This is a genomic window from Dyadobacter soli (genome assembly GCF_900101885.1).
Classification (GTDB): Bacteria; Bacteroidota; Bacteroidia; order Cytophagales; family Spirosomataceae; genus Dyadobacter; species Dyadobacter soli.
In genome coordinates, this window is the sequence record NZ_FNAN01000036.1 from 1 (window position 1) to 26,515 (window position 26,515).

Here is a 26,515-nt window from a genome sequence, read left to right on the forward strand (position 1 = left end):
GTTGTTAATGTAATGAACGATACAAAACAGCAATGGCCCGACCAAAAAAATTCGACGAAGCTGCCGGCTTGCAAAAAGCCATGAATGTCTTTTGGAAGAAAGGTTATGCCGGTACGTCTATCTCCGACCTGACGACAAGTATGGAAATCAACGCGCCGAGCCTGTACGCGACCTACGGCGACAAGCATAAGTTGTTCGTTTCCGCCCTGCAAACGTATTTGCAATCCCAGCACGAATGGATGCGCCAGGCGGTGTTGGAGCAAAAGCCGGTGCGGGAAATCATCCGGTATCTGCTGGCGACGCTGATTGACGCCACTTTGGAAGATCCTGAACGCCGTGGCTGCTTCATGGTCAACACGATAACGGAAATGGCCAACCAGGATACGCAGGTGTTCAGGATCGCTGCCGACAATGAAAATCAAATCCGCTCGATCCTGGCAGATCTGATCCGCAAGGGACAGACGTCCGGCGAGATCGCTTCGGAGAAAGATGCAGAAATACTGGCGAGTTTCCTTTTCATCAACTTCATGGGTATCCGGGTGATTGCCGCTACGAACAGCGATAAAAAACATCTCCACAGCGCTCTGGACGCCATTCTTTCAGCCATCTAAAAAATTTTTTCAGTTTTATAGTGATCGTTACAAAATAAGTGCGTAGTTTTGTATCGATCATTACAAAACACATAAACAAACACGATCATGTCAAGATTAGCACATAAAACAGCAGTAGTTACAGGTGGTAACAGTGGAATTGGATTAGCCACGGTTCAGGCGTTTGTCGGGGAAGGTGCGGAAGTGATTTTTACCGGCCGCAATGCCGATGCCAACCGGAAAGCCGTACAGACACTTGGAGGTAATGCGCACGGCATCGTGTCGGACGCAGGAAAATGGGAGGACATTCAATCGCTCAAAGCGCAGGTTGAAGCGATCGCTCCGAAAGTGGATATTCTTTTTATCAATGCAGGCATCGCGCAGTTTGCGCCGGTGGATCAGGTGAGCGAGGATTTCTTCGATAAAATCCTGGATGTCAATTTCAAAGGCGCCTATTTTACGATCCAGGCATTGCTGCCGCTGGTGAATGACGGCGGGTCGATTATCCTAAACACGTCGATCAATGCGCACGTGGGTATGCCTGGCGCCAGCGTGTATGCGGCATCGAAAGCGGCGCTGCTCACACTCGCTAAAAACCTTTCGGCGGAGCTGGTTTCCAGAAAAATCCGTGTAAATGCCATTAGCCCGGGCCCGGTAGCTACCCCGCTGCATACGCCCGAGAAATTCGGTATCTCCGAGGACGACTTTAAACAAATAGGAGAGAGCATTGCGGCCCAGATCCCGGCCGGACGTTTCGGCGCTCCCGAAGAGATCGCGAATGCGGCTGTGTACTTCGCTTCCGACGAGTCGCGGTTCCTGCTTGGTACCGAGTTGATCATCGATGGCGGTATGGCCACCCTCTGAGGCAACTCATCGTTTTTTTAATGCTGAAATTCCGCTTGATCCCCAGCTTCTTCATTTTGGAGTCCAGGGTGGTCGGCGGAATTTTCAATATGGCGGCCGCGCCCCTCACACCCAGCTCTGGTCCAATGCAAATCGTAACAAGCTGTTTTTACCTGTAAGGTTCAGCTTTTTGGCGATGTTCATCCGGTGGTTGGACACGGTTTTTTCACTGATAAAAAGTTCGTCCGCTATTTCCTTGCTGGATTTGTATTCCGAGATCATTTTCATAATGTGCGTTTCGGAAGGGGTGAGCAACGCTTTCAGGTCGTTTTTCGACTGTCGTTGCAGGGCCGATGTCTTTTTGAGGAGGTAGGCCGATATTTCGGGGCTTAGGTAAAGGTCGCCATCCCTGGCCTTGTAAATCGCGTGAACGATGTCCGAAACCGCGTTTTCTTTGAGCACGTAGCCCAGTACCCCTATTTCCAGTGCTTTTAGAAACGGCGCCTTTTCCTTGTGCATGGTGAGGATAATGATCGGAAGGTCCGGTTGGATCTGAAGCATTTTCTCGGCAGCTTCCAGTCCGGTCATACGCGGCATGTCGATGTCCAGCACGACGACATCCACGCTGTGCAACTGAAATGACAGCAGCGCTTCCTGTCCGTTTTTCGCACTGACGATCACTTTCAGATCGGCATCCATTTCGATCACCTCTTTGAGCCCTTTCAGAAATATGGGATGATCGTCGGCAATGAGCAGCCTGATTTCCATGGTCAGAGGGGGATTTGAATAGTAATAATAGTACCGGACGGGTTGTTTCCCAGGATCTCGATCCGGCCGTTGAGGATATTGAGCCGCTCCCGGATTCCGATCATTCCGAAACCTCCCTTTTCCATGGCGGCAGGGGCAATACCGACGCCGTTGTCTGCTATGCGTATTGTTATCATGGCATTTTCTGTACTTATCCGAATTTGGGCGGCAGTTGCCTGCGCATGTTTGAGAATATTGTTGAAACACTCCTGGACGATCCTGAAAACATTCATCTCGTTGCTTTTGCTGAGCAAGTTATCAAAGTTCTGAATATCCGTTTCCACCTCGATCAGGCCTGTTTCTATGACATCTTCCAGTAAGCTATGGAGCGATTGCGTAATGCCCAGCAATTCCAGGTGCAGCGGACGCAGGTTATAGGAAATATTGCGGACCTCCTGAATGGCTTCCGTGACCATTTCCTCCAAATCTCTCAGCTGCTTGTCGTGCAGCTCAGGTTTCCCGGTGTCCCGTTTGATCATGAGTACTTTGTTTTTGACCATTCCCAAACTTTGCCCAAGACTGTCGTGCAGTTCCGCCGCCACCCGCTTGCGCTCGCTCTCCTGCGAACCGATCAGTTGTTGGGAAAAAAGCGTCGCCTGCGCCAGCGCCTCAGCCTGGGTCACTTCCTTCTCCCGTTTATACGTATTGAGCTTGTTGGCGAGTGCAAAGGAAAGGATAATGGCTTCCAGCGCCGAGCCGATCTGATAAGCGCCCTCCGTGAACCAGTTTTCCGGGAGCATAGCCATGTCTTTCATCATAAAAATAAAAATGCCGACCAGCAGTATCGTAAAACCCATCAGGTAATACCTGGCCGGCTTGAATCCCTGCCTTAGTACCACATAACCGGTGAGATTGGAGTAAATGAGGAAGAGGCCCACGGTAACCCAGTTTAGCTTAAAACCCAATAACAAATGACCGGAAAGTGAAAGCACAATGATTGAAACGCATGAAACGATGATCAGCAAGCCCAGTTTTTTCAACCGCGGACAGTAATAGCCGGTGTTTAAAAATGAATTGGTGAAAAGCAATGCGAATATGAATGCGAGACTACCGGTATAATTGGAATGATTGGCCTGAGGGAAATGCGGGACGATGAATTGTAAAAAATGACCTTTGATATAGCTGATGTTTAATGCTACAAAGAAAATATAAAACACATAGTACAGGTAAGTGCGCTCCCGTATTGAAATGAATACGAACAGGTTGTAAATAATCAGCGCGGCGATCAACCCGAAGTAGAACCCGTGGGCGATGTCATTTTCCTGGCTGTTTTCATAGATGTGTTGAAGGGTTGAAATTTCCAGCGGTATGCGTATGATGGAGTTGCTGCGCACGCGCAGGTAAATGGTTGCTGTGTCCTGTGTAACCAAATGGAGCGGCAGAATTGTCTGATTGACGAGGACCGGCCGGTCATGATAAGGCAATGCAGAACCGACTTCCGCAATGCCGACTTCTTTTCTGTCATAGCTGGGCCAGGTCACTGTAAAAAGGTCGACTTGTTTCAGAAATGGTGCCCTGACATGCAGAAACCACTCTTGCTGCGTTTTGCTGACTATGCGCAATTTCAGCCAGAAAGTGGAAGCTCTGGGACCTACGTTCAGGGTAGGCTGGGTAATGGGCCGAAAGGCTTCCGGGGTGTTTTCAACATCGTCTATGCGTAATGCGTTGGCAGAATCTTCCAGTACCAGCACGTTTCGGCCGACAATGTAGTTGGAATGCCCGTAATCCAGCTGGATCACGGGCGGTTCCGTTGCCTGGCCCATTACGGCCAACGAAGACAGCAAATATAAAATGACTACGAATCGACGGGCCGGTAGCATTATATCAGTTCAGGTGTTTTGATATCGAGAAGGTCATCAATGTATTGTGTACAAAGCGAATGAGGATTGTAATCTTTGAATTCCCGGCTGAGTTTTTTTACATTGTTTTGATACATCCCGTCGGCCAGCACTTTTTCCACGCCTGCCCTGATTTGCGCAGGTGTAGGGAATTCAGTTTTAAGGTCGATCCCGAGCCTGAAATAACCGATCCTTGCATTGATTTCGTTTTTGCCTTCGTGGATACCGGCGGCAACGAGCGGCAGCTGATTTTGAATGCCCAGCATTACACCGCCATATCCGCCGTTGGTGACGTACACATTACAATGCGGCATAATGTCATTGAAAGGAATAAAGTCGCGGATGACGATGTTCTCCTGCGGATACCGCGCCTGCAACTCCGCCGTCCCCGTCCCGCCCGTCGTGGCAATCACCAGCACGGGCGTGTCTTTGAATGCTTCGAGCGTTGGGACGAGAATTTTCTCGGGATCTTTTTCCATTGTACCCTGTGTAACCAGGATTGCCTTTTCATATTTCCCGAGTTGCTCCCCAAGATCGGTTAGGCTTTTGCTACCTTTTGTGAAGGGCAGCAATGGCCCCACGAACCGCACCTTTTTGCTCAGATCGGAGCGGTGGTACTCGAAGCCGGGCGTGCCGCTCTGGAGAATGAGGTCCGTTGTTTTGCCCAGCACATCAAAAATGTTGCCCTTCACCGGAGTCAGTCCATGCTCGCGGAAAAGCTTTGCGAACAGGTTCGCGGCCTCCCTGAATATGACCTTGTCGGCGAAAAGACGCAGCAGGTCCTGTTTTCTCCGCCCCAAAAAACTGGTGGAAGGCGTCATGGCCAGGCCGGTAGGAGGCAGGTCCCGGGAAGTTTCGATAAGCGGGAGAACGCCTACCGATACTACTTTTTTGTTCAGTTTTTCCTTCACGAACGGCATGCCTGTAAATGCAATGTCGCTGACAAGCACATCGAATGACCAGGACTCGTTGATCTCCCGGATATCCTCATAGAACTCCGTTGACCTTAATATGAATGCGGTCTTCAGGTCATATTTCAGTTTGCCGATAGCACCGGGGATTTTGTCGCGCTCGGGGAAAAGGATGTGTACATTGTGCTGGTTAAAATCAAGCGCCTTTTTGAAGGGATAGTAGGGAATGCCGAGGCGGTCAATTTTGTCCTTGAAGATGCTTCCCGAATACCATCTCACATCGTGACCAAGCGATTTCAGGTGCATAGCGATGCCCGTCAGGGGATTGAAATGGCCTTCGTAGGGCATATTGGCAAATAGTATTTTTTTCATGACTAACAGGTTTTGGATTGGTGTTTAAATAAATGCTCATGTATGTTACGGGACGCTCACAGCTGCCCGACGCGTTTGACCCGGAAAGCCCCTCTGACAGACGCAGTGCCTATCGAAATGGGCTGGGTAGCCGTATTCAGCCATCCGGCCGGTTGCACGACGAACGTGCCTGTCACCCACTGCTCGTTGGACTGATCTACCTTTACGGACCCGCCGCTGACGGTCGATGCTTTGCCGTAGATATGCTGATATACCAGTTTTGGTTTGTTAAGGTTGAAAGCTACGTCGGCGCTTTTTGTCCAGTAAAATGTGCCGGAAGGAGCGCCTTTCCAGCTGACGGAAGCAGTTTCGGTACCATCCTTGCCAACCACCATATACCGCCCGCCGGTGCCGTTCACGCCCGCGGGATAGGTATGCCACGCACCGTTATCAACCTGTACAGAGAGGCCCTCGGGTGCCACGAAAATGTTACTCACCAAACGGAGGTCTTTAAATTCCTGCCCGTCGATCTTTGTGGTTTTGTTGAGGATTAAAGTCACCGCAGCGGGGTTAAGGGCCGGTATGGCCTGAGGTGCGGAATAGTCTGCCACATTGTTGTTGCCCTTTAAGGTCCCCTCGCCGCTTAAAACCCATTTGTCGATAAATGCAGGCGGAAGAGGCTGCGGAAGTACCACGGGCATGCCCCCGAACGCTACCGGTGTCTCGGCAATGTAAGTGGTGGTGAGGCGCACGTTTTCCCCCGGATTCAGAAAGACGGTGGCCGGATCTATCTGAAGTGTACGAAACATTGCCCAGTCGCTGAAATGCATGGTTTCTATGGATAGCGTGCGGGCCGTTGTATCGAGACTTTTGATGGCAGGGGACATCCAGACCCCTTTTTCATTCTGATACGCTATACGCATCAATGCGGGTGCGGTCCCTTTAAGGTCCTTTTCGTCGTACCGGAATGTGACTATGGCAGGTTTCGTAAAATTGACACCATGTGGGAGCAACCGAAATGCCTGACCGGAGCCGGAGGGACAGTGATTGGAAACTCCCTGAACTGAAAATGTTTGGTCGGCACTCAAAGCACCGGAGGGGATTACCACGCTGACGCGGTTGTCGGGCGAGGCAATCACACCCCCGGAAGGCCCGATTTGCAAGGTGGTGACCGCCCCTTCTGAAATGCCGATGGGTGTGACGGCCCCGGCCGACTGCCCGGAAGGTTCCGGTCCGGGAGTAGCGGAGTCTTTGTCTGTTTCGCAGGACAGGATCAGGACGGCCAGCGATAACCGCAGGACAGATTGGAAAAATGTTTTCATAGCTGATAGATTTTGTGATTTAAGATGAATGTCTTTGTCTTTCGACATCACAAAATTACCGGCCCCAATACCTGCATAAAATGAAGGCTACCACCCATTTTCATAGGTAGTACTGCTCATATTGTCGGTTGCCAAGAGGCCGCGGCGATGTATCCGCATCAAAAAATATCGGGAAAAAATGGCAACCATTTGGTTGTTTTTCTATATTTGTCAACCAAATGGTTGTCTTGTGATAGAAAGAAGAGATGTTTTCCAGGCCATAGCCGATCCTACCCGCAGGATGATTATCCATAAATTGTCCCAGGGGCCCCTTAATATCACCCAGATTGGGGAGGATTTCGGTATCAGCAAACAGGCCATTGCCAAACACATTAAGATCCTTCACGAATGCGGATTGATCATCATGAGCCAGAAAGGCCGTCAGCAGGTGTGCGAAGCGCGCCTGGACGAGCTCGATCAGGTTACAGACTGGGTCACTGAGTCGCGCAAACTGTGGAACAACCGCTTTGAAAAACTCGAAGCATTCCTTAACAACACGCAAAAACAATAGCTATGAACACCGAAAGAAAGCAGCTTTTTATCACCCACTTTTTCGACGCGCCTGTCGAGGCCGTTTTCCAGGCCTGGACCGATCCTGAGCAGTTAAAGCACTGGTATGCACCCGATGGTTGCAGCATTGCATTCAAGTCCATTCATGTCGCTGTCGGCGGCAGCTATCATTCCTGCATCACCGACCCGGTACACGGCGAGTGCTGGGTGAAGGGAACTTACCTGGAAGTGGTACCAAACCGAAGGCTTGTTTTTACGATGATTATGTCAGATGCGGCGGGCAATTCGGTTAGCTCGGTTGAAGCAGGAAAAGACAAGGACTGGCCCGAGCATCAGACGACAACGGTTACTTTTGAAACCGTAGACACCAGAACCAGGGTGTCTATCTATCAGACCGTATCCGAAGAGGAGGCCAAAAAAACAGGCGCCTATCAGGGATGGGTCAAAATGCTCGGCAGACTTTCATCGATGCTACCGGGTTGATCATCGATGGCGGTATGGCCAAGCTCTGAGGCAACTGACGGTTTTTTAAAAGCTGAAATTCCGCTTGATCCCCAGCTTCTTCATTTTGGAGCCCAGGGTGGTCGGCGGAATTTTCAGTATCGCAGCCGCACCATCTTCGCCCCGGATGCGGCCATTGCATTTTTCCAACACCTGGATAATGTAATCGCGCTCGTTCTCAAAGATCGTTTTAAGCCGGACTTCCTCGGCCTTTTCAGACGGCATTGCGGGCTGGCGCACAGGTAGGGAAATGTGCTCGATCAGGTTTCCCTTGGCTAGCAGCACGGCCCTTTCGGTGATATTTTCCAGTTCGCGGATGTTCCCCGGCCAGTCGTAGGCCATCAGAACGGCTAGTGCCTTGTCGGATACGCCGGAAATTTTGCGGCCCGTTTTTCGGGAATAGATGCCGATAAAATGGTTTACCAGCAATGGAATGTCCTCTTTCCGCTCGGTAAGTGAAGGAAGCTGGATTGGAAAGACATTCAGCCGGTAATATAAATCAAGCCGAAACCTTCCCTCGGCCACTTCTTTTTCCAAATTCTTGTTCGTGGCCGCAATGATCCTGATATTGACTTTTACCGGCGCTTTCCCACCGATGCGCTCGATTTCCCGCTGCTGCAACACCCGCAGTAGCTTAACCTGCGTTTCAAGGGGCACATCTCCGATTTCGTCCAGAAAAATAGTGCCGTTGTTGGCCTGCTCAAAACGGCCCGTGCGTTTCTCTATGGCACCGGTAAATGCGCCTTTTTCATGTCCGAACAACTCCGATTCGATCAGATTGGCCGGTAATGCTGCACAATTCACCTTGATCAGCGGGTGGGCCTTCCTGGGCGAAAGGGCATGAATGCTGTCGGCCACCCGCTCCTTGCCAGTACCGGAGGCCCCGGTGATCAGCACGGAGGTGTCTACGGGAGCAACCTGGCTGATCAGCTCGAAAACGGCCGTCAGTTGCGGACTGGTGCCGATAATATTGTCGAAAACAGAATTGGGGGAAGGTTCGGGCAAGCCGTGCATCACGTCGCTGCCGATGGCCGGAACGCGGCTCTCGGACATGCTTTGCGTCGCGAGGACGAGAAAGGGTTGGATTCGCTGACCCAGTGAAACATGATCGTCGGTGAACGCATCCGGGCGCCGGCTGTAAAACGAGAAAAAGCATTGTCGGTGGTGGGCGCCCGGTGGGAGCGGAAGCGTCAGCAGGGCATTCATGCCGAATGTTTCTGCCATGATTTTATGCGTGCCGGGTTTGGCGATGACGGATTTAAAGGAAGTCTCATTGAAGTATTGCACCTGGGAAAACGCCCGTTCATTTGCCGGAACCGCATGGGCCGGACGGGCATTGAGAATCACTTTAAGCCCGTCGTGGGTGAACACCTGGTACTCGTTGAAACCGATCCGCAAAAAATGCAGCGTATCGTGCTGCTGCGCGCCGGCTTCGTCCAAAGAGCCGACCACCAGCATATCGAAGGAAATAAATGGCTGCAATACCTGTGCGATCATCAGTAACCGCTGCTGGCGGTTGGACTGGCCGGCGGTGATGGTCGCCAGCTGTGTTTGGAGCTGGGTTTCTTTACGGAGCTGGGATTCCAGCCCGTTTTCATGGTGGTACTGCGCGATTTGCAACGTGACGAGCAGATCATTATCGCGAAACGGCTTCACCAGAAAGCCGTAAGGATGGGTGGCCTTCGCCGCATTCAGCACTTCTTCATTGGAATTGGCCGACAGGTAAATGAACGGGATATTTGCCTCCTTCAATTGCGCCGCCAGATCAATCCCCGTCCTTTTGCCCGTTAAAAATATATCCAGCAGCACTAGGTCGGGGCGGTGGGTTTCGATCATTTCCTCGGCCTGCTCAACGGACCGGGCAACCCCGCAAACGGTGTATTCGGCGCGCTGCAACATGATACGCAGGTGATTAGCTTCGATAAACTGGTCTTCGACGATGAGTATTTTCTGGTTCATGGGTGCGGTAAATTTGCGTATTGCTCGGTATGCGACTGCCCGGTGGTGTATGCAAAGGCGATCCGGATCGTGGTTCCGCCGTCACTGATCACCTCTGCCTGGCCGCCCAGGTCCTGGCACAGTCCCAGGATGAGCGTCAGCCCGAAGGAATTGACCTGGTTAATGTCAAAACCGGGTTTCAAACCCACACCATTGTCCGATACTTTCAGCAGAAAATACCCCGGGCTCGTTTGCTTCAAAATAACATCGATCCTGCCGGCCGTTTTAGGAGGGAAAGCGTATTTCAAAGCGTTGATGATCGCCTCGTTCAGTATCAGCCCGAGCGGGATCGCATGGCTGATGTTCATATCGGCCTGCTCGATTTCCAGGTTGAATTCAACCGGGTTTTCGCCTTTGAAACAGGCTTTCAGGTATTGCACCAGTTCGTGAATGTAGGGAGAGATTTCGATGGAAGTAAGGTTCTCGGTCTGGTACAGCTTCTGGTGGATCATCGACATCGACTGTATCCGGTGCTCGCTCTCGGCCAATGCCATTTTCGCTTCGTCGCCTGTCAGAAATTCCGCCTGGCTTTCCAGCAGCCCGACGATCATGTGCAGGTTGTTCTTCACACGGTGATGGATTTCCTTCATAAGCCATTGCTTTTCCGATACCAGCCGACCGAGCGAAATATTCTTGTTATTGATTTCCTGCTGACTGGCCGCCAGTGCCTTGTTGTTTTTTTTAACCAGCAGGTTACCGTAAATCAAAAGGCCGACAATGGTTAGCAAAAGGGCAATACTCACAAAAGTAATGTTTTGCACCAGCGACGCCTGCCGGAGCATTTGCTGGTGTAATACCGACTCTTTCCGCAGCGCCTGAATATTTTCCTCCTTCATTTCAGTTTCGTAGATAACCTCCAACTGGTTGATCTGCCGGCTTTTGGTTTCGTTGTAAAATGAATCCATCAAAACACTATACTTCTGGAATTCGGAGAGAGCGGAAAAATATTGGTGATTTACCGAATCCAGTCTTGCTTGCCAAAGATGGCTTCTGTGCAGCACTCTCAGATTATCGAGCTTAATTTTTCTTTTAAGGGCCAGATATTTTTCTGCCAGCGAATAATCTTTTTTGGCAAAATAGAACTCGACTAAGTGACTGTAAATCAATTCGGTTTCTTCCGGTGCTATTCCCTGGTCAATCAGCGTCATAAGCTCATTGATATACTTTGTGGCTTTGCTGAACTGCCTTAGTTCACGGTAAACACTCATGTACGCACGATCGAGCCATAACTTCTTACGGATGTCCTGCATAGGATATTTACGCTCCATTTCTCGCAGAAAGCGGGCAGCTTCCGCAAATTTTTTCAGCTTGATGTAGGGATAGGCCTTGTTGGCGGCTACAATGTAAATCGTTTCCGCATCCTTGTACTTCTCGGCTATTCTGAGCGAATTGTCGTAGCTCACAATTGCTTTGGGATATTCCCGCAAAGTGTAATAAGTGAGTCCGAGGTGATTGTAGATCGTAGCAAGTTGCATGGAAGTATCTCCCAAAGCCTGCGCATTGCGAACAGCCAGGATGCCATACTTAATCCCTTCGTCGGTCACACCCAGAGCCGTGTATACATTGCCCAGAAGGTTGTATACACCCATGAGCCGATCATATTTTGCGGACTGATAGGCTTGCAGGGATTCCTTCAGATAGGTGAGGGCTGGTCCGTTCTCGCCTCGGGAGCTGTGGAGGTCGCCGAGCGTTTGAAGAACTGCGCCTACTTTGACAGGGAGTTTTGCTAAACGAAAGGCGTCCAACGAGGAATGGGTAAACTTGATCCTGTCTCCGATTTCCGTCTCGGTAAGGCCGTAATACCCTGCCAACCGGTAATAACTTTCGCCCATCATCCGGTAATTGTGTTGTTTGGTAAACAGCTTCGCTGCCATTTCAGTGGCGTGCCGGCCCTTCTCCCTTTGGTCGATCATCGGCAGGATGGCCCCCTCCTGAAAGTATACCTCTGCAAGCCCGTCGTCGAAACCGAGCGAGGCTGCCAGCTTGTGTGCGGCGGACGTATAGTAATATGCGCTATCCAGGTCGCGCGCGCTCCGCCCGGCGCGGTAGAAGTACAAGTCACTGAGTTGTATCAAAAGCTTTGCCCGGGTAGTGTCCGCCCGGCTGGCCCTGAGCCGGACGAGTACCGGGGCTACTTCCCCGGCGGTGAAAGGCCCGAGAAAATCGGCGTAGGTATATGTGCCGATCATCAACAGAACGGCCATTAGCAGTAATCGTTTATGCATATTCGAAACGGGGTTTTCGAAGGGATTATTAAAATCGGGCTAATACTAAAAACACGGTAGCAAGACTTTTACCCAACGATATTTCGTCGGCTGGGGCGTATACAAACGATATGGCGTCGGGCTATGCCTGTTTTTTTTCTATAATGTGCTCTATTTTAGTCACTTGTCTTTTGGTGCTCTTTTGGGTTAAGCTCCTGGCAAGACCAAAAGTTATCCATGAAAGTCGACAGCAAAACAATCTTATTCATCACGGGAGCATTCGTCAGCAACGCATGCTGGAACGACTGGAAGCTATATTTTGAAGCGCAGGGCTACCACACGCTGGCGCCGCCCTGGCCCCACAAGGATGCCCCGGCCGAGCAGCTGCGCAACCGGCAGCCCGATGCCGCCATTGCCTCCAACCGGCTCGCCGACCTGGTGGAATACTACGCCGGCATTGCCGTAAGCCTGCCCGAGCAGCCGATCCTGATCGGCCATTCCATTGGCGGGCTGATCGCCCAACTGCTGCTGCAAAGGGGCCTCGGCCACGCGGGCATTGCGATCCATTCGGTGCCGCCGCAGGGCGTTATGACTTTCAAACTGTCGTTTCTGATTGCCGGCTGGGGGCCGCTTGGTTTCTTTACGCCCGTCGGGCAGTCATTCATGATGTCGTTTCGGCAATGGCAATATGCATTCACCAACGGCCTGCCCCTTGACATACAGAAGGAAAGCTACTACAACCTCGCTATCCCCGAATCCAAGCGCATTGTGCGCGACACGATCACGAGCGTGGCGAAAGTCGATTTCGAAAAGCCACACGCGCCGCTCCTGCTCATTTCGGGCACAGCCGATCACACCATTCCCGATTCGCTGAACTACGACAACTACCGCAAGTACGAATCCAGCGGCTCCATTACCGACTATAAAAAGTTCGATGGCCGGACCCACTACGTGCTCGGACAGCCCGGCTGGGAGCAGGTAGCGGAGTACTGCCTCGAATGGCTGCAAACGTTCCGGTAGCGGCCATTCTCCATTGCGCATTTCATTTTTTCTTCACCTAATACCATATACCGATGAATACTGTTTCCAAACGCACCCGTTTGCTGATCTGCGCCGCCCTGCTGGCAATAGTCTGGGCTTGCAATCCCGAAAAGAAAGAAACCCGACAGGCCGCCGCACAGGACAGCACCCCGGCCACCCAGACCGTGAAGCCGGCCGATCCGCCATCGAATTTCCGGCATGAAACCGCCAATGTGAATGGCGTGAACATCCACTATGTCATCGGTGGCGCAGGCGAGCCGCTGCTTTTAGTACACGGCTTCGGCCAGAACTGGTATATGTGGAACCGCCTCCTTCCCGAGCTTTCCAAGCACTTCACCGTCATCGCGCCGGATTTGCGGGGGGTAGGGGAGTCCGACAAGCCGGAAGGCGGGTACGACAAGAAGACGATGGCGGCCGACATGCACGGGCTGATGCAGAAACTCGGTTTCAACCAGATCAACCTGGCCGGTCACGACATCGGGCTGATGGTCGCGTACGCATATGCGGCCCAGTTCCCGTCGGAAGTTAAAAAGCTGGCATTAATGGATGCATTACTGCCGGGTATCGAGCCGGTATGGAGCCAGGTGAAGGCTGGTGCATGGTGGTTTGGCTTTTTTGGCTGGCCGGCTTCGGGCAGCATTGTCGCTGGAAAAGAAAGGGAATTTTTGACCAACTTCTGGCCGGTGGTAGGCCATGTTGAAAAGCCGTTTACCGAGCAGGAAACAGAAGAATTTATCCGTGCCTATGCCGTCAAAGGCGCTACTACCGGAGCGTTCCACTGGTTTGGCAACTTCCCGCAGGATGCGAAAGACAATGTAGAATTTGCCAAAAAGAAACTGCCGATGCCGCTGCTGGCCCTGGGCGGGGAATATTTCGGGGCTGCATTTCTGAGAGACCATTCCAAACTCGTTGCAACCAACGTTTTCGAAGCAAAAATCCAGGGCTCGGGACATTGGGTGGTGCAGGAGCAAACCGAGCAGGTACAGAAGGCGTTGCTGGATTTTTTTGTAGGTAAATAATGCGGATTGATATGAAAGCAACATTACTCGCGGTCGTGCTGCTCGGGTGCCAGGTATGTTTTGCCCAAACGGCCGACCTGATCGTTACCAACGGCAAAATCGCCACCATGACCAAAGCCGGGGAGTTCGTGCAGGCGGTGGCCGTCAAGGACGGGATCATACTCGACACGGGGCCGTCTGCTCGGATCGTTTCCCAATACCGGTCGGGCCAGACGAAGGTCATCGACGCGAAGGGCAGGACGGTGGTGCCCGGTATCAACGACAGCCACATTCACATTATCCGCGAAGGCCTGCATTATAACAGCGAGCTGCGGTGGGACGGGGTCAAAACGCTCGCCCGGGCCATGCAGATGCTTAAAGAACAGGCGGCCAGGACGCCGGAAGGCGTGTGGATCAAGGTGATCGGCGGCTGGAACGAGTTTCAGTTTCAGGAAAAAAGGCAGCCCACCCTGGCGGAGATCAACGAAGCTGTGCCCGATAAGCCGGTTTTTATTACCTACCTGTACGGCAAAGCATTCCTGAACAAAAAGGGCATTCAGGTGCTGGGGTATGACAGCAAGACCAGCTACGAAGGCAGCCTGGTAGAGCTGGATCAGGAAGGCAACCCGACCGGCATGCTTTTCGCCAAGGAAACGCCAAAAGCGATCTACACCACGCTCGGCCTGACGACCAAACTTTCGCACGAAGAGAGGCTGAACAGCACATTGCAGTACTACCGGGAGTTGAACCGGTTCGGGATCACGAGCGCCGCCGACGCGGCAGGAGGGAGCCAGAACTACCCGTCGGATTACGCTGTGGCGCTCGAACTGGCCAAAGATGGAAAGTTGAATATTCGGACATCTTATTTTTTGTTTGCCCAACAAAAAGGCCGCGAACTGGAAGACTACCAGAAATGGGTCCAAACCGCCAAACTCAACAAAAACGACCATATGCTGCTACCGAACGGCTACGATATGGAGGGCGCCGGAGAAAACCTGGTAGCTACGGCGGCCGACTTCGAAAATTTCCTCGAACCCCGCACCATCCTTTCCGACCAGATGGAGGCCGACCTGGAACCGGTGATCCGAATACTAGTGAAAAACCGCTGGCCGTTCAGGCTGCACGCCACCTATGGCGAATCCATCGAACGCATGCTGGCTGTTTTTGAAAAAGTAGACAAGGAGATCCCATTCAATGGCCTGAGGTGGTTTTTCGACCACGCCGAAACGATCACCGACGATCAGCTTGCGCGCGTGAAGAAGCTCGGCGGCGGCGTGGCGGTGCAGTTCAGGATGTATTACCAGGGCGAATTATATGAAAAGCTATACGGCAAAGCCGACCGCCAGCTTCCACCGATCAAAAAAATGCTTTCCATGGGCATTCCCGTGGGCATGGGCACGGACGCGACCCGCATTTCGACCTACAATCCATGGATGGCGCTGCACTGGCTGCTCACCGGGCAGACGATCGGCGGCTTGCAGTTCTGGCCGAAAGACCAGGTGCTCGACCGGTTTACGGCCTTGCACATATACACCACCGGTAGCGCCTGGTTTACCGGCGAAGAGCAGTTGAAGGGCAAGATCGTAAAAGGGATGTACGCGGACATGACCGTTCTCACAGGCGACTACTTTTCCGCAAAGCCCGATGATGTGCGAAACATTGAATCGCTGCTCACGATCGTCAACGGCAAGGTCGTGTATGCGGCCGGCGAGTACAAGGCGCTGGATGCCGCCGTACCTGAGGTGATCCCGGCCTGGTCGCCGGTGAAGCATTACGGCGGTTATCAAAAAGAGCGGCCATGAAAGCTTTGCTGATCGTTTGCTTTTGCCTGGCACCATGGTGGGTTGCCGGGCAATACGCGCCATTTAAAATGCTCCGGTATGACGAGGACTATGCTTTTCTCAAAACCGATACAAGCCGGAATTTCTACCGCAAGTTGAAATTTACGCCCTTGTCCAAAAACGGGGAAACCTATGTCAGTTTCGGGGGCGACGTCCGGTTTCAGTATTACCATGTCGTCAACGACGAATGGGGAGAGCAGCCCGACAAGAACTACGGTTATGTGTTTTCGCGCTACCTCGGGCATGCCGATTTCCATGCCGGTCCGCATTTCCGGCTGTTCGGCGAGCTGCAAAGCGGCATGGCCAACGCGAAAGCGAGTACCAGTCCGGCCGATGAAAACCCGCTGGATTTGCACCAGGCATTTTTCGATGTGAACCTGTTTCGGGGGAAAAGCCGTAACGTGGTATTCAGGGTGGGACGGCAGGAGCTTTTGTATGGTTCGCAGCGGCTGATTTCCGTCCGGGAAGGCCCCAATAACCGCCATTCGTTTGATGGGGCGAAAGTCATGTTTTCGGGGAAAAATGTCAAAACAGACCTGCTGTACTCGCATTATGTGGCTTCCAAAAAGGGTGTTTTTGACGACGGCTACAACAAAAACGTGAAGTTATGGGGCGCCTACAGCGTGTTCAACCAGGTTCCTGGTTTGCAGAATGTAGACCTGTACTATTTTGGTTTTGATAAAAAAATAAACAGCTACGACGACGGTAAGGGCAAGGAAATGCGGCATTCGGCAGGGACAAGGATCTGGGGCAAATCCCAGCGGTGGCGTTACGACCTGGAAGCCGTTTACCAATTCGGCGACTTCGCGGGTAAGTCCGTCCGGGCCTGGACGGCATCGGCCCACGTCGACTATATGCTGGATCACCTGGTGTTCGAGCCGGAACTGGGACTAAAAACGGAGCTCATCAGCGGTGATAAGCGGCTGGGAGATAATCGGATGAACACGTTCAATCCATTATTTCCCCGGGGCGGTTACTTCGGGCTGGCCGCATTGGTCGGCCCTGCTAACCTGGTGGACGTGCATCCGTCCGTGACATTGAATTTTACCAGTAAATTCAATGTCGACTTCGACTACGACGTGTTTTGGCGATATAGCAGCCAGGATGGCGTTTACGGCCCAAATGCCGCATTGATCTATCCGAGCTCCGGCATCAAGGATAAATTTATCGGGCATCAGTATGCGATGGTCGGAGAGTATGTAACCAGCCCGTTCCTGCATTTCGGCTGCGAGCTGACCTATTTTGTTACAGGTGATTTCCTGCGAAAAGCCGGGCCAGGCAAAAACCTGCTCTTTCTCTGCCTGACGACGGAATTCAAGTTTTAATGTGAAACAAAGGATCGCTCGACAGGCGCGCCAGCAGCATTTAAAACAGGCAGGCGACCGCTTTTTTGCCAGGCCGTTTTGAAAGTTGTTCTCGCCATTTTATATTGGGATTATGCTTCGTGGATACATTTGCATTTTTCCGGACGTTAGGATGTTTATCGTCGCGCTGCTGGCGATCATATCGTGCAGTAGTGACAAGACTTCAATTCAGGGAGAGGATCTTGCTGTCTTAAAGCAAAAATATGGTGCACGCACGGTCAATTACTTTTATGAGACCGTTTTTCATGAAGATTTTGCGCGGAAAAATAATGACAATCTTCTGAAATGGACGGATGATCCTACCATCGCTATTAAAGGGCGTGCATCGAGAATGGATACGGCTTCCGTCCGGGAGGTGATAGCCGAAATCGATGCCCTTGGATTACCGGTGAAATGTCGGCTCGCCCAAGCTCCTGATAGCGGCGCGATACAGATATTTTTCGGAAACGTCGGTGAAGTAGCGTCATTTATAGGCTTTGAAGATTTGGATGCGATGGGCGTAGACACCAGTAGCAGTTTTGGATTTGCTAAGCCTGAGAGTTACGAAGGTAGACTTATTAAGGCCCGGGTCGGAATTTATTTTAGTCCTAACGATACCACAGCGGCATCGCGCCGGGAAGTCGTGCTGGAAGAGATCGTTCAGACACTGGGTATATTCGGAGACAGTTACAGCTATCCATCCAGTCTGTTTTTTCAGAATTGGAATCCACAAAAGCGGTTTACCGATTTGGATAAACAAGTTCTGAGGCTTTTGTATGAACCAGCGATTTTGCCTAACTATTCACGGTTATCATTTGAAACGGACTTTGCGGATAACCTCTATGCGGTTAACTCCAACGAAAAGCTTCAAAAATACCTTCAGAATAGTTCATTGAATTCGCAGATGGCGAGGGATCTCGACGAGATATTCTCTGGCGACCTCTTGCTAAAACATCCTAAGGAAGTGAATGTCTTTCTGTTTGGGGCATTTAGTCGCCGGGATTCAGTTACTATCGCCGAGGCCTCGTCTGAACTTAGCAAGTTGTCTCCAAATTTGAAGATAGCGATCGGCTTGCACCACGCATCCGAACCCGACCATGGCATCGTCATATGCCTGGAAGAAAACAGGAAGCAGGAGCCAGCGGTTTTACAGAATGGCGAAACAATTGCCGGAAAGAGCTGCATGTACCCAAAAATTATCAAGAGCAAGATTTTACTCTCGTTTAATCTCAGCGACCGAAGTGAAGGACTCCGCCAGCAAAGCCTTGTGAATTCGCTGTATTTCAGCCTGGTGCCCATTAAAATGACTAAGTCCAGAATTGACGAGCTATACACTCTGACAAATGGGCGAATTTCATTTTCCAGGCATTATGCTGACCTGCTTAGGATAGTTTATGCCAACGAACTTGTAGATGGGTACGATCGCAGGGAATTCTTAAAGATTAAATCCAATTTGGCTCTACTCTAAGTCACTATTCCAGCAATCCAGCACCTGGACTTAGCCGATCTGCTGGCCAGATAGCCAGTCAGTACGCAGATACTCGTCTTCCAAAGTGGATGATAGGATAGGACATAATATAAAGTAATCAAGGTTAGCACAGGTTTCCTTGTAGTTGAGGCACAAGATTTGTTACTTCGTTCAAATATCTAAAAACATTATTTATGCATGCAGAAAAGGCTATTTTGGCGGGTGGGTGTTTCTGGGGCGTCCAGGAGCTGATCAGAGAATTGCCCGGCGTGCAGTCGACGGTTGTCGGGTACACAGGGGGTGAGGTAGCCAACGCCACCTATCGCAACCACGGTTCACACGCCGAAGGGATTGAAATACATTTTGATCCGGACAAACTCAGTTACCGGGCTTTGTTGGAATACTTTTTTCAGATCCACGATCCTACGACGCGAAACCGGCAAGGGAACGACATCGGTACTTCTTACCGCTCAGCAATCTTTTATGTGAACGACCAGCAACGGGAAACGGCGCAGGCGCTTATCAGCGAAATGGAGGCTTCGGGCAAGTGGCCGGGAAAAATCGTCACCGAAGTGCTGCCGGAAACGGATTTTTGGAACGCCGAAGAAGAACACCAGGATTATCTTCGAAAGCATCCGGGCGGCTACACGTGCCACTTCGAAAGGCCGGAGTGGAAGCTGGGCTGAATTTTGTTGGTATCCACGCTAACGATGTTTATACGTTTATAATCAAGCTCTCTTAAAAACGATATGAATATGGAATTTCCTGGTGCCGTGCCTGAGATACCCGTAAGCGACCTGCCGAGGGCGCTTGCCTACTACAAAAACAATCTTGGCTTCGATGTTGATTGGGGTGAAGACGGTGGCGGGCTTGCGGGTATCTCAAGAGGGCAATGCAGGATGTTTCTCTCCGACCCGGCTTTTCGGACGCATTACCGCAATGCAGGACCGACCTTGGTGTGGCTTAATGTCGATAGCATCGAAGAGGTCAATGAGCTGTTCAGGCTTTGGAGTGCCCGCCAGACGATAATTGTTTCACCGCCCGAATCGAAACCATGGGGCCTGCATGAGTTCACAGTCGCTGATCCCGACGGTAATCTGTTTCGGGTCTTTTACGACTTCGCAACCCCCGAACGGGAAGGCAATGAATGACGAAATCCTGCCAAAGGAAAGTGAAAAGTCATTTCTGCTTGATTTCAGCAATGATATGACGGCTGTTAGGAGTAGGGAGGACCTGGCCGTGGTAGTCAGGAAGGCATTTCGAAAGCTTAATCCGGATGGTGGATATGTAATCCGAAAGATCAATTCGGACGGAAAAACGATGTCAGCCTACCTGCATGATACCGGCTCTGCCACATTTGATAAGCGTTTGTTAGAAAAGGTACTTGCCGAAAAATACCCGATCCAAGACGGTATCCAAAACCGCATTGTGGAGAGCTACATTCCCCTGCTTTTCAATGTTCGCAGGGAACTGCAAAGGGGCTACGACCTATCTTATCTGGACCTTTGGGAAAATATGGGTTTCCAAACGATGGTCGGTATTGCATTGCGCAATGGCGATGCGAATGTAGGCCTGCTTTTGCTGAGCATCAATGAAATCAATATCCCGATATTACAAGGCATCTGTTCGCAAATTGCGATCGCGATGGGCAACATTATGGCCAACGAGGAAATACTTCGCCGACAGGCCGAACAGCAGCTCATGCTCAAGTTTTCAAGTGACATTACTGGTGTCAAGGCTAAAGTGGAGCTTGATTATGTGATTTCGAATGTCTTGCAGGGCCTGTTCCGGACCCGGATCGCCGTTTTGTACTTGCTTGCGGAAGACCAGGTTACATTGCGGCCATACCTTTTCGACAGGCAGTTTTTTCAGGAAAATGAAGTTGCTGAACATGAAGAATTCTATTCTTTGAATATTAACGAGGAGCATGTAAGGCTGGTTTTTGAAAGCGGCCAGCCGGTCTTGCTCGACATTGATGAAAACCTGGAAGTGAAGTGTCTCAAACTGTCCATCCAGCGCGAGCAGCGTAGGCTTAACACCGTTTATGCATCCGCGCTAAGATTGGGTGATCAGAAGCTTGGGATGGTTTGGATGCTTGGAGATCACATTAGCGGGCCGCTTTTACAAGGCATCTGCGCGCAGATTTCAACCGCTGTTTCCAATGTGCTCTCCCACGAGCAAATCCTGCGTTTGAAAAAGCAGCTGGAAGATGAAAACGATTATCTCAAACAGCAGCTCAACACTAATTTTCAAGAAATCGTGGGCAGTGGCCAGGCCATGCAGCAGGTGTACAGGCTTATATCGCTGGTAGCGGAAAGCAACGCGACAGTGCTGCTACTCGGAGAGACAGGTACGGGAAAGGAGCTGATCGCGAGAGCCATCCACCATGCATCTGCCCGGAAAGAGAGGCTGATGATCAAGGTCAACTGCGCGGCTTTGCCGGCAAGCCTGATCGAAAGTGAATTGTTTGGCCATGAGCGCGGCGCATTCACGGGAGCCGTCGAGCGGCGCATCGGCAAGTTTGAACTGGCCAACGACAGCACGCTGTTTCTGGACGAGGTAGGAGAGATGCCGCTGGAAACACAGGCGAAGCTGCTGCGTGTTTTGCAGGAAAAAGAAATCGAGCGCGTGGGCGGGAAAACGACGATCAAACTGAATGTCCGGATCATCGCGGCCACTAACCGCGACCTGGAAGCGGAAGTGAAAGCGGGCCGGTTCCGTCCGGATTTGTATTATCGTTTGAATGTATTTCCTATTGAACTTCCGCCGCTTCGCGACCGCCGCGAAGATATCGAAAGCCTTACCGGATTCTTTCTGTCCAAATTCAGTAAAAGTATTGGCAAGAAAACCTTGAAGCTTTCAGCTAATGCATTACTACAATTGCAGGCCTATCGGTGGCCCGGCAATGTCCGCGAGCTCGAACACCTCATTGAGCGCTCGGTGATACTGGCCACCGAACCTATGATCCGCAAGTTTTTCCTGCCGCAGGCGAAAGGAGCAACTACCGATGTGCATGCAATGCAATCCGATTTGACACTGGAAGACGTCGAGCGCTTGCACATCATACAGGTATTACGCCGGTGCGGCGGCAAGATTTCCGGCATCGGCGGAGCAGCGGAGATATTGGGCATTCCCGGGAATACGCTTCATTCCAAAATCCGTAAGCTCGGCATTTCCAAGGCGGATTACTACGCCCATTGAGCGGCAGTAATCCGGCCCGGCGCTTCGTTTATTCATCAAATACGATGATACTTTTGATGGTTTCACTAAATATAGTGAAAACGAGTGGTGTTGTATTTTGTTAAATATTTGATAATCATAATATTATATGATTGGCATTGAAATGGCAAGTGTGGGATCATTTGTACGATTCTAAACTTAGACATATCAATATCATGAAAATTGTAGTTATCGGCGGTACGGGCTTGATCGGATCTAATGTGAGTGAAAAGCTGCGGGCATTGGGGCATCAGGTAATCGTTGCGTCCCCGTCTGCTGGTGTCAATGCATTGACTGGCGAAGGCCTTGCTGACGCCATGGAACATGCGGAGGTAGTGGTGGATCTTTCTAATTCCGCTTCTCCCGAAGAAAACACTGCGATCAATTTTTTCCGTACAGCAGGTAAGAACCTGGCTGCGGCCGAAAAAGCAGCCGGGATTAAACACCACCTGGTACTCTCCATCGTAGGAATAGACCGGGCATTGTACATCGGCTATCTGCGGGCCAAGAAAGAGCAGGAGGATATCATCAAGGAGTCCGGCATCCCATACACGATCATCCGCGCCACGCAGTTTCACGAACATATTACGACCATTATAGCAGTTCAATCTGATGAGGAAGCCATCCACGTGTCAACGGTGGATTACCAGCCCATTGCGGTAGAAGACGTGGTTGTACTGGTTACCCGGCTGGCGTTGGAAGCACCCAAAAATGCAACCGTGGAAATCGCAGGCCCCGACCTGGCGCCCATGAACGAGTTCGTAAGCCGGTATTTGTCTGTTAAGGGTGGAGAAAAGCCGGTGAAAGCGAACGACGACAGTAAGTATATGTTCTTTGAGATCCCCAAATCCCTTTTGGTGCCTCAGGGCGACTTTTACCCTGGCAAAATCCGGTTTGGCGACTGGGTGAATGGGTAATGACACCGATTAGTCCGACGGGCACCGATCACTGCTCAGAAAGAAAGCAGCGATCGGTGCCGGCAACTTCCTAATTGCGATAAAAATCTACTGCGTCACTATAAGGTTGAATGTCCGTTTGGTCGCGCGCTCGTACGCGACAACCAAATAAGTACCAGCAGCCAATGGTTGTAAAGGCGTTATAACGGCCGTTTGGGGCCCATTCGGTTTGCGCGTGAAAGCGATTGAACCTCCCTTAGCATCGTAAAGCTGAATGCTTGCGGTAACCGGTTCATCAATGCTGATGTGAAATGATTGGTTTCGGCCGGGGTTGGGATAAAGTACATAATCACCAGATCGAACGACAACTGTGACAATGCGTGAATAGGTCCGGGTACCATCCAGATCATATTGCGCCAGCCGGTAGTAGCTGGTGCCCGGATGGGGGGTAGGATCTGTGGTTTGATAGGTGTGTATAGCATTGGAATTTCCTGCCACGTCGCGTATCTCGGCTACCTGCTCGAAAAGTACCAGGTCGGTGCTGCGCTCGACGACAAAACGGTCATTGCCTGTTTCCTGGGCGGTTTGCCAGCTGAGTGATACGGTATAGTCGGGGAGTGCTTTCGCTGTAAAAGAAACCAGTTTCACGGGCAGTACCATACAACTGGCGTCCAGGCCATTGTCTGTAATAGTCCACCCTTTGGCAGAGGTCAGCGCGTCGTGCGCAGCAGCTGCGGTTGAACCATAGCTGATTCCGGGTAGCGCCAGGCTACGGCCAGACGGCGTTGCCGGGTTAGCCGCCCAGCCGATCAGGGTCATGCTGTAATTATTACAATCTATTCCACTGCTGGTAAGCATGAAGTTCATGTTCACCGAAGCATTTAAGCTCCATTTACCCAAAGACTGATCGAAGGCCGTGGCAAAATGAAACATAGAGACCATACTAGTCACGGCGGAGACATTCCAGGTGCCAATCGGTTGGTTAAACGCAATAGCAGCATTAAACATGGTGCCCATATTGGTCACGGCTGAAACATTCCAGGCGTCAAGAGGCTGATTAAAGGCAAAAGCACCAGCAAACATGGCGCCCATATCGGTAACCGCTGAGACATCCCAGTTGCCAATGGATTGGTTGAAAACAGCTGCGTTCTGAAACATTACAAACATACTGGTCACCGCGGAAACATCCCAGGTGCCGATAGGTTGATTAAAAGCAGTTGCAACATTAAACATGCCGAGCATGTCGGTCACTGCTGACACATCCCAGCCGCCGATAGGCTGATTGAAGGCCATAGCTCTTTGAAACATCCCCTGCATAGTCGTCACCGCGGAAACATCCCAATTGCCAATGGGCTGATTGAACGCAGCGGCATCATTAAATATATAGCTCATATCGGTTACCGCTGACACATCCCAGTTATTCATATTGGGGGCAGATGATAGGGTGGAGCACTTGCTAAAAGCGTAACTCATCGAAATTGCATGGGTTAATATGGGGGCATCTATTGCAGAAATCGCGGTCAGATTGGAACATTGATCGTAGGCATGATCAAAAGTAGACCACACGGTACTGCCCCATTGCTCTATGGTCAGCAGTTTCTGTCGGTCTCCGCCTCCGTTGAAATGAACCCGGTGAAAAGGTGTGGCTCCGGTTGGCGTGATCGCAACCCGGTAAGTGCCATCGGCTGGTAAGGTAATCGTTTGCGGGCCGTTAAAAGTGCCGGAAGCAGGCAGAAATCCGAAGACCCCTGGCTGGCTAGTGCTTTCATAGTACACTGTGTATTCGCCTTCGGCGGGGATAGTGATCTGGTTAGATAGCGATGAGCCTGGATTATCGGTTTTCCAGGTCGTTACATAATCGGTCGCAGGGACTTGGTAGGTACAGTTGGCGTCCAGGTTGTCACGTGTAATCGTCCAGCCTTTGGTCACAGTCAGCGAATTTCTGGCATCCGACGCATAGGGCCCGTAAGTCCTTCCGGTTGCCCCAAGACTGCGGCCGGAAGGAGTGGCCGGGTTTGCCGCCCAGCCGATCAGGGTCATACTATAATTATTGCAATCCATCCCGCTATTGGACAGCATATTGTTCATATCCACTGTGGGGTTCAGATTCCACTCACCCAAAGACTGATTATAGGCAGTCCCCGAAAGCATATAAGCCATGTCCGTCACCGCTGACACATCCCAGGCACCGATAGGCTGGTTAAAAGAGCTGGCTGCGATAAACATCAGCCTCATATTGGTTACCGCAGAAACATCCCAATTGCCAATAGGCTGATTGAACGCAGTGGCACTATGAAACATAAAACTCATATTTGTTACCGCAGAAACATCCCAATTGCCAATGGGCTGATTGAACGCAGCGGCCTCCCTAAACATAAAGGACATATTTGTCACAGCCGAAACATCCCAACTACCAATGGGCTGGTTAAACGAGCTGGCCAGGTAAAACATCTGACTCATATCGGTGACGCCCGAAACGTCCCAGTTATTGATATTCGGAGCTGATGAAAGAGAAGTGCAATTGTAAAAAGCAAACTGCATCGATCTTACATTGGTCAGTATCGGGACATCTGTTGCCGAAATCGCGGAAAGATTTGAGCAATCCAAATAGGCCTGTTCGAAAGTAGACCATACAGTGCTGCCCCATTGCTCGATGGTCAGCAGTTTCTGGTGGTCTTCGCTACCGATGAAATAAATCCGGTGGAAAGGCGTAGCTCCGGTTGGCTTAATCGCAATCCTGTAAGTACCAGCCGCGGGCAGTGTAATAGTTTGAGAGCCCGTAAAAGTGCCGGAAGCAGGAAGGCTTCCCGACGTGCTTGCGGGGATACTTTCATAGTATACCGTATATTCGCCTTCGGCAGGAATTATTATTTGGTTGGATAGTGATGCGCCAGGATTGTCAGTTTTCCAGGTTGTTACATAATCGGTAGGGGTAATCTGGCCATAAGAAAACAAGGTGGCTGCCAGGATAGTGACTATTGTCAGCAGTAGATTTTTTTTCATACCAAGGTGAAAGTCGTGAAATAACCCACCAAGGTCGTTATAGCGAGTAGTGACCGATGTACTAAATAATGCGGTCTTTTTGTAGAAATTCAGCGACAATTTGAGTCGGCCAATAAATCCAACCAGTTGTTGTTTTGTGCTGCAAATGCCGGCAGAAAGGATGACCGTTGTCTGATAATGTCCTCCCAAGGAACAAATTGATTTGTTTTAGATATTCGTGCATTCATTTCAAATTATAGCAATCAGATTGACTATTAGTATGGAACCTGTTACAGGCACTTTTTTAGGGAAACTTAGCATATGAAGCGTAGAATAGCGATAGTGACTGGCGCCAGCAGCGGGATCGGCGCTCAAACGGCCATCAGGCTTGCCAGGGGAGTTTGACGGTATTGTTCTGGTAGCGCGGCGTGCCGAACTGCTGAAACAAATCGCTGGCGAAATTCAGGACAAAGGAGCCGAAGCATACACAATTATCGGCGGTTCCGCCGAAAAAACGGGAACCTTCTGACGGCAAGCAATGAAAATAAAGTAAGGGCAATTCTATTTTTGGTGATTTATATTAAAGCCAAATCTTATAAAGTCCCTGCGCTTTTTGAGCCGGCCTTACCATATATCTCGTATTCTTTTATCTTTTCTTGCAGCAAAAGCGGATCGGCGTAGAAGGTGTGGTTAACATATTAAATAAATGAATCCTATTGGATTTACATTAAAAGTATTGAACGGAGTTGTAATTAGATTTCAATTTCTAAAACAAGCGCCCGAAAATGACTATTTCTTTTCGTTGTCTTCGGT

General features: G+C 50.8%; 20 protein-coding genes. 13 read left to right on the forward strand and 7 right to left on the reverse strand.

The annotated features are described in order from the left end of the window. Positions 1–32: 32 nt before the first annotated feature. Entirely contained in the window at positions 33–611 is a 579-nt protein-coding gene (locus BLQ88_RS35410; RefSeq protein ID WP_090147724.1) for a TetR/AcrR family transcriptional regulator, read from the forward strand. An 87-nt stretch (positions 612–698) separates the two neighbouring features. Beyond that, positions 699–1,454, forward strand: a complete 756-nt coding sequence (locus BLQ88_RS35415; protein ID WP_090157750.1) for an SDR family oxidoreductase — start codon at positions 699–701, stop codon at positions 1,452–1,454. 105 nt (positions 1,455–1,559) lie between these two features. On the opposite strand, the gene BLQ88_RS35420 is transcribed toward BLQ88_RS35415, so the two are convergent. From BLQ88_RS35420 to BLQ88_RS35435, 4 genes are read right to left on the reverse strand one after another with little or no spacing between them, the layout of a single operon-like run. Beyond that, positions 1,560–2,201 carry a response regulator transcription factor gene (locus tag BLQ88_RS35420; RefSeq protein ID WP_090157751.1) on the reverse strand — a complete coding sequence of 214 codons (642 nt, stop codon included), beginning with the start codon at positions 2,199–2,201 and terminating at the stop codon, positions 1,560–1,562. Positions 2,202–2,203: 2 nt separating this feature from the next. Then, entirely contained in the window at positions 2,204–4,024 is a 1,821-nt protein-coding gene (locus BLQ88_RS35425) for a sensor histidine kinase (RefSeq protein WP_176885203.1), read from the reverse strand. 35 nt (positions 4,025–4,059) lie between these two features. Further along, complete coding sequence (locus BLQ88_RS35430) at positions 4,060–5,361, reverse strand: glycosyltransferase (RefSeq protein ID WP_090157753.1); 1,302 nt, start codon at positions 5,359–5,361, stop codon at positions 4,060–4,062. 56 nt (positions 5,362–5,417) lie between these two features. Further along, positions 5,418–6,662 carry a hypothetical protein gene (locus BLQ88_RS35435; protein WP_090157754.1) on the reverse strand — a complete coding sequence of 415 codons (1,245 nt, stop codon included), beginning with the start codon at positions 6,660–6,662 and terminating at the stop codon, positions 5,418–5,420. A 229-nt stretch (positions 6,663–6,891) separates the two neighbouring features. On the opposite strand from BLQ88_RS35435, the gene BLQ88_RS35440 reads away from it, so the two are divergent. Continuing rightward, positions 6,892–7,212 carry an ArsR/SmtB family transcription factor gene (locus BLQ88_RS35440; RefSeq protein ID WP_090157755.1) on the forward strand — a complete coding sequence of 107 codons (321 nt, stop codon included), beginning with the start codon at positions 6,892–6,894 and terminating at the stop codon, positions 7,210–7,212. Positions 7,213–7,214: 2 nt separating this feature from the next. After that, on the forward strand, positions 7,215–7,694 hold the full coding sequence (locus BLQ88_RS35445) for an SRPBCC family protein (RefSeq protein WP_090157756.1): 480 nt from the start codon (positions 7,215–7,217) through the stop codon (positions 7,692–7,694). Between the two features lie 45 nt (positions 7,695–7,739). Here BLQ88_RS35445 and BLQ88_RS35450 read toward each other — a convergent pair whose 3' ends face one another. After that, complete coding sequence (locus BLQ88_RS35450; protein WP_090157757.1) at positions 7,740–9,671, reverse strand: sigma 54-interacting response regulator; 1,932 nt, start codon at positions 9,669–9,671, stop codon at positions 7,740–7,742. After that, positions 9,668–11,935, reverse strand: coding sequence for a histidine kinase dimerization/phosphoacceptor domain -containing protein (locus BLQ88_RS35455; protein WP_090157758.1), 2,268 nt, complete (start codon positions 11,933–11,935; stop codon positions 9,668–9,670). Before BLQ88_RS35455 ends, BLQ88_RS35450 begins: the two co-directional genes overlap by 4 nt. A 216-nt stretch (positions 11,936–12,151) precedes the next feature. Here BLQ88_RS35455 and BLQ88_RS35460 point away from each other — a divergent pair, with 216 nt between their 5' ends. From BLQ88_RS35460 to BLQ88_RS35500, 9 genes are all read left to right on the forward strand, one after another. Next, positions 12,152–12,934 carry an alpha/beta hydrolase gene (locus BLQ88_RS35460; RefSeq protein ID WP_090157759.1) on the forward strand — a complete coding sequence of 261 codons (783 nt, stop codon included), beginning with the start codon at positions 12,152–12,154 and terminating at the stop codon, positions 12,932–12,934. A 53-nt stretch (positions 12,935–12,987) separates the two neighbouring features. Continuing rightward, positions 12,988–13,974 (forward strand): alpha/beta fold hydrolase, encoded by a 987-nt coding sequence (locus BLQ88_RS35465; protein ID WP_090157760.1) that lies wholly within the window; start codon positions 12,988–12,990, stop codon positions 13,972–13,974. An 11-nt stretch (positions 13,975–13,985) separates the two neighbouring features. Then, complete coding sequence (locus BLQ88_RS35470) at positions 13,986–15,755, forward strand: amidohydrolase (RefSeq protein ID WP_090157774.1); 1,770 nt, start codon at positions 13,986–13,988, stop codon at positions 15,753–15,755. After that, positions 15,752–17,119, forward strand: coding sequence for an alginate export family protein (locus BLQ88_RS35475; RefSeq protein WP_090157761.1), 1,368 nt, complete (start codon positions 15,752–15,754; stop codon positions 17,117–17,119). Before BLQ88_RS35470 ends, BLQ88_RS35475 begins: the two co-directional genes overlap by 4 nt. Positions 17,120–17,270: 151 nt before the next feature. Beyond that, positions 17,271–18,605, forward strand: coding sequence for a DUF2927 domain-containing protein (locus tag BLQ88_RS35480; RefSeq protein ID WP_176885205.1), 1,335 nt, complete (start codon positions 17,271–17,273; stop codon positions 18,603–18,605). Positions 18,606–18,799: 194 nt separating this feature from the next. Further along, positions 18,800–19,291 carry a peptide-methionine (S)-S-oxide reductase MsrA gene (gene msrA, locus BLQ88_RS35485; RefSeq protein WP_090157763.1) on the forward strand — a complete coding sequence of 164 codons (492 nt, stop codon included), beginning with the start codon at positions 18,800–18,802 and terminating at the stop codon, positions 19,289–19,291. Positions 19,292–19,360: 69 nt separating this feature from the next. Then, positions 19,361–19,756 carry a VOC family protein gene (locus tag BLQ88_RS35490; RefSeq protein WP_090157775.1) on the forward strand — a complete coding sequence of 132 codons (396 nt, stop codon included), beginning with the start codon at positions 19,361–19,363 and terminating at the stop codon, positions 19,754–19,756. Then, on the forward strand, positions 19,749–21,806 hold the full coding sequence (locus tag BLQ88_RS35495; protein WP_090157764.1) for a sigma-54 interaction domain-containing protein: 2,058 nt from the start codon (positions 19,749–19,751) through the stop codon (positions 21,804–21,806). Before BLQ88_RS35490 ends, BLQ88_RS35495 begins: the two co-directional genes overlap by 8 nt. A 194-nt stretch (positions 21,807–22,000) precedes the next feature. After that, positions 22,001–22,741, forward strand: coding sequence for an SDR family oxidoreductase (locus BLQ88_RS35500; RefSeq protein WP_090157765.1), 741 nt, complete (start codon positions 22,001–22,003; stop codon positions 22,739–22,741). Between the two features lie 87 nt (positions 22,742–22,828). Here the strand turns inward: BLQ88_RS35500 and BLQ88_RS35505 are convergent, their stop codons facing one another. Then, positions 22,829–25,912 carry a BspA family leucine-rich repeat surface protein gene (locus BLQ88_RS35505; RefSeq protein ID WP_143017014.1) on the reverse strand — a complete coding sequence of 1,028 codons (3,084 nt, stop codon included), beginning with the start codon at positions 25,910–25,912 and terminating at the stop codon, positions 22,829–22,831. Positions 25,913–26,515: the final 603 nt, after the last annotated feature.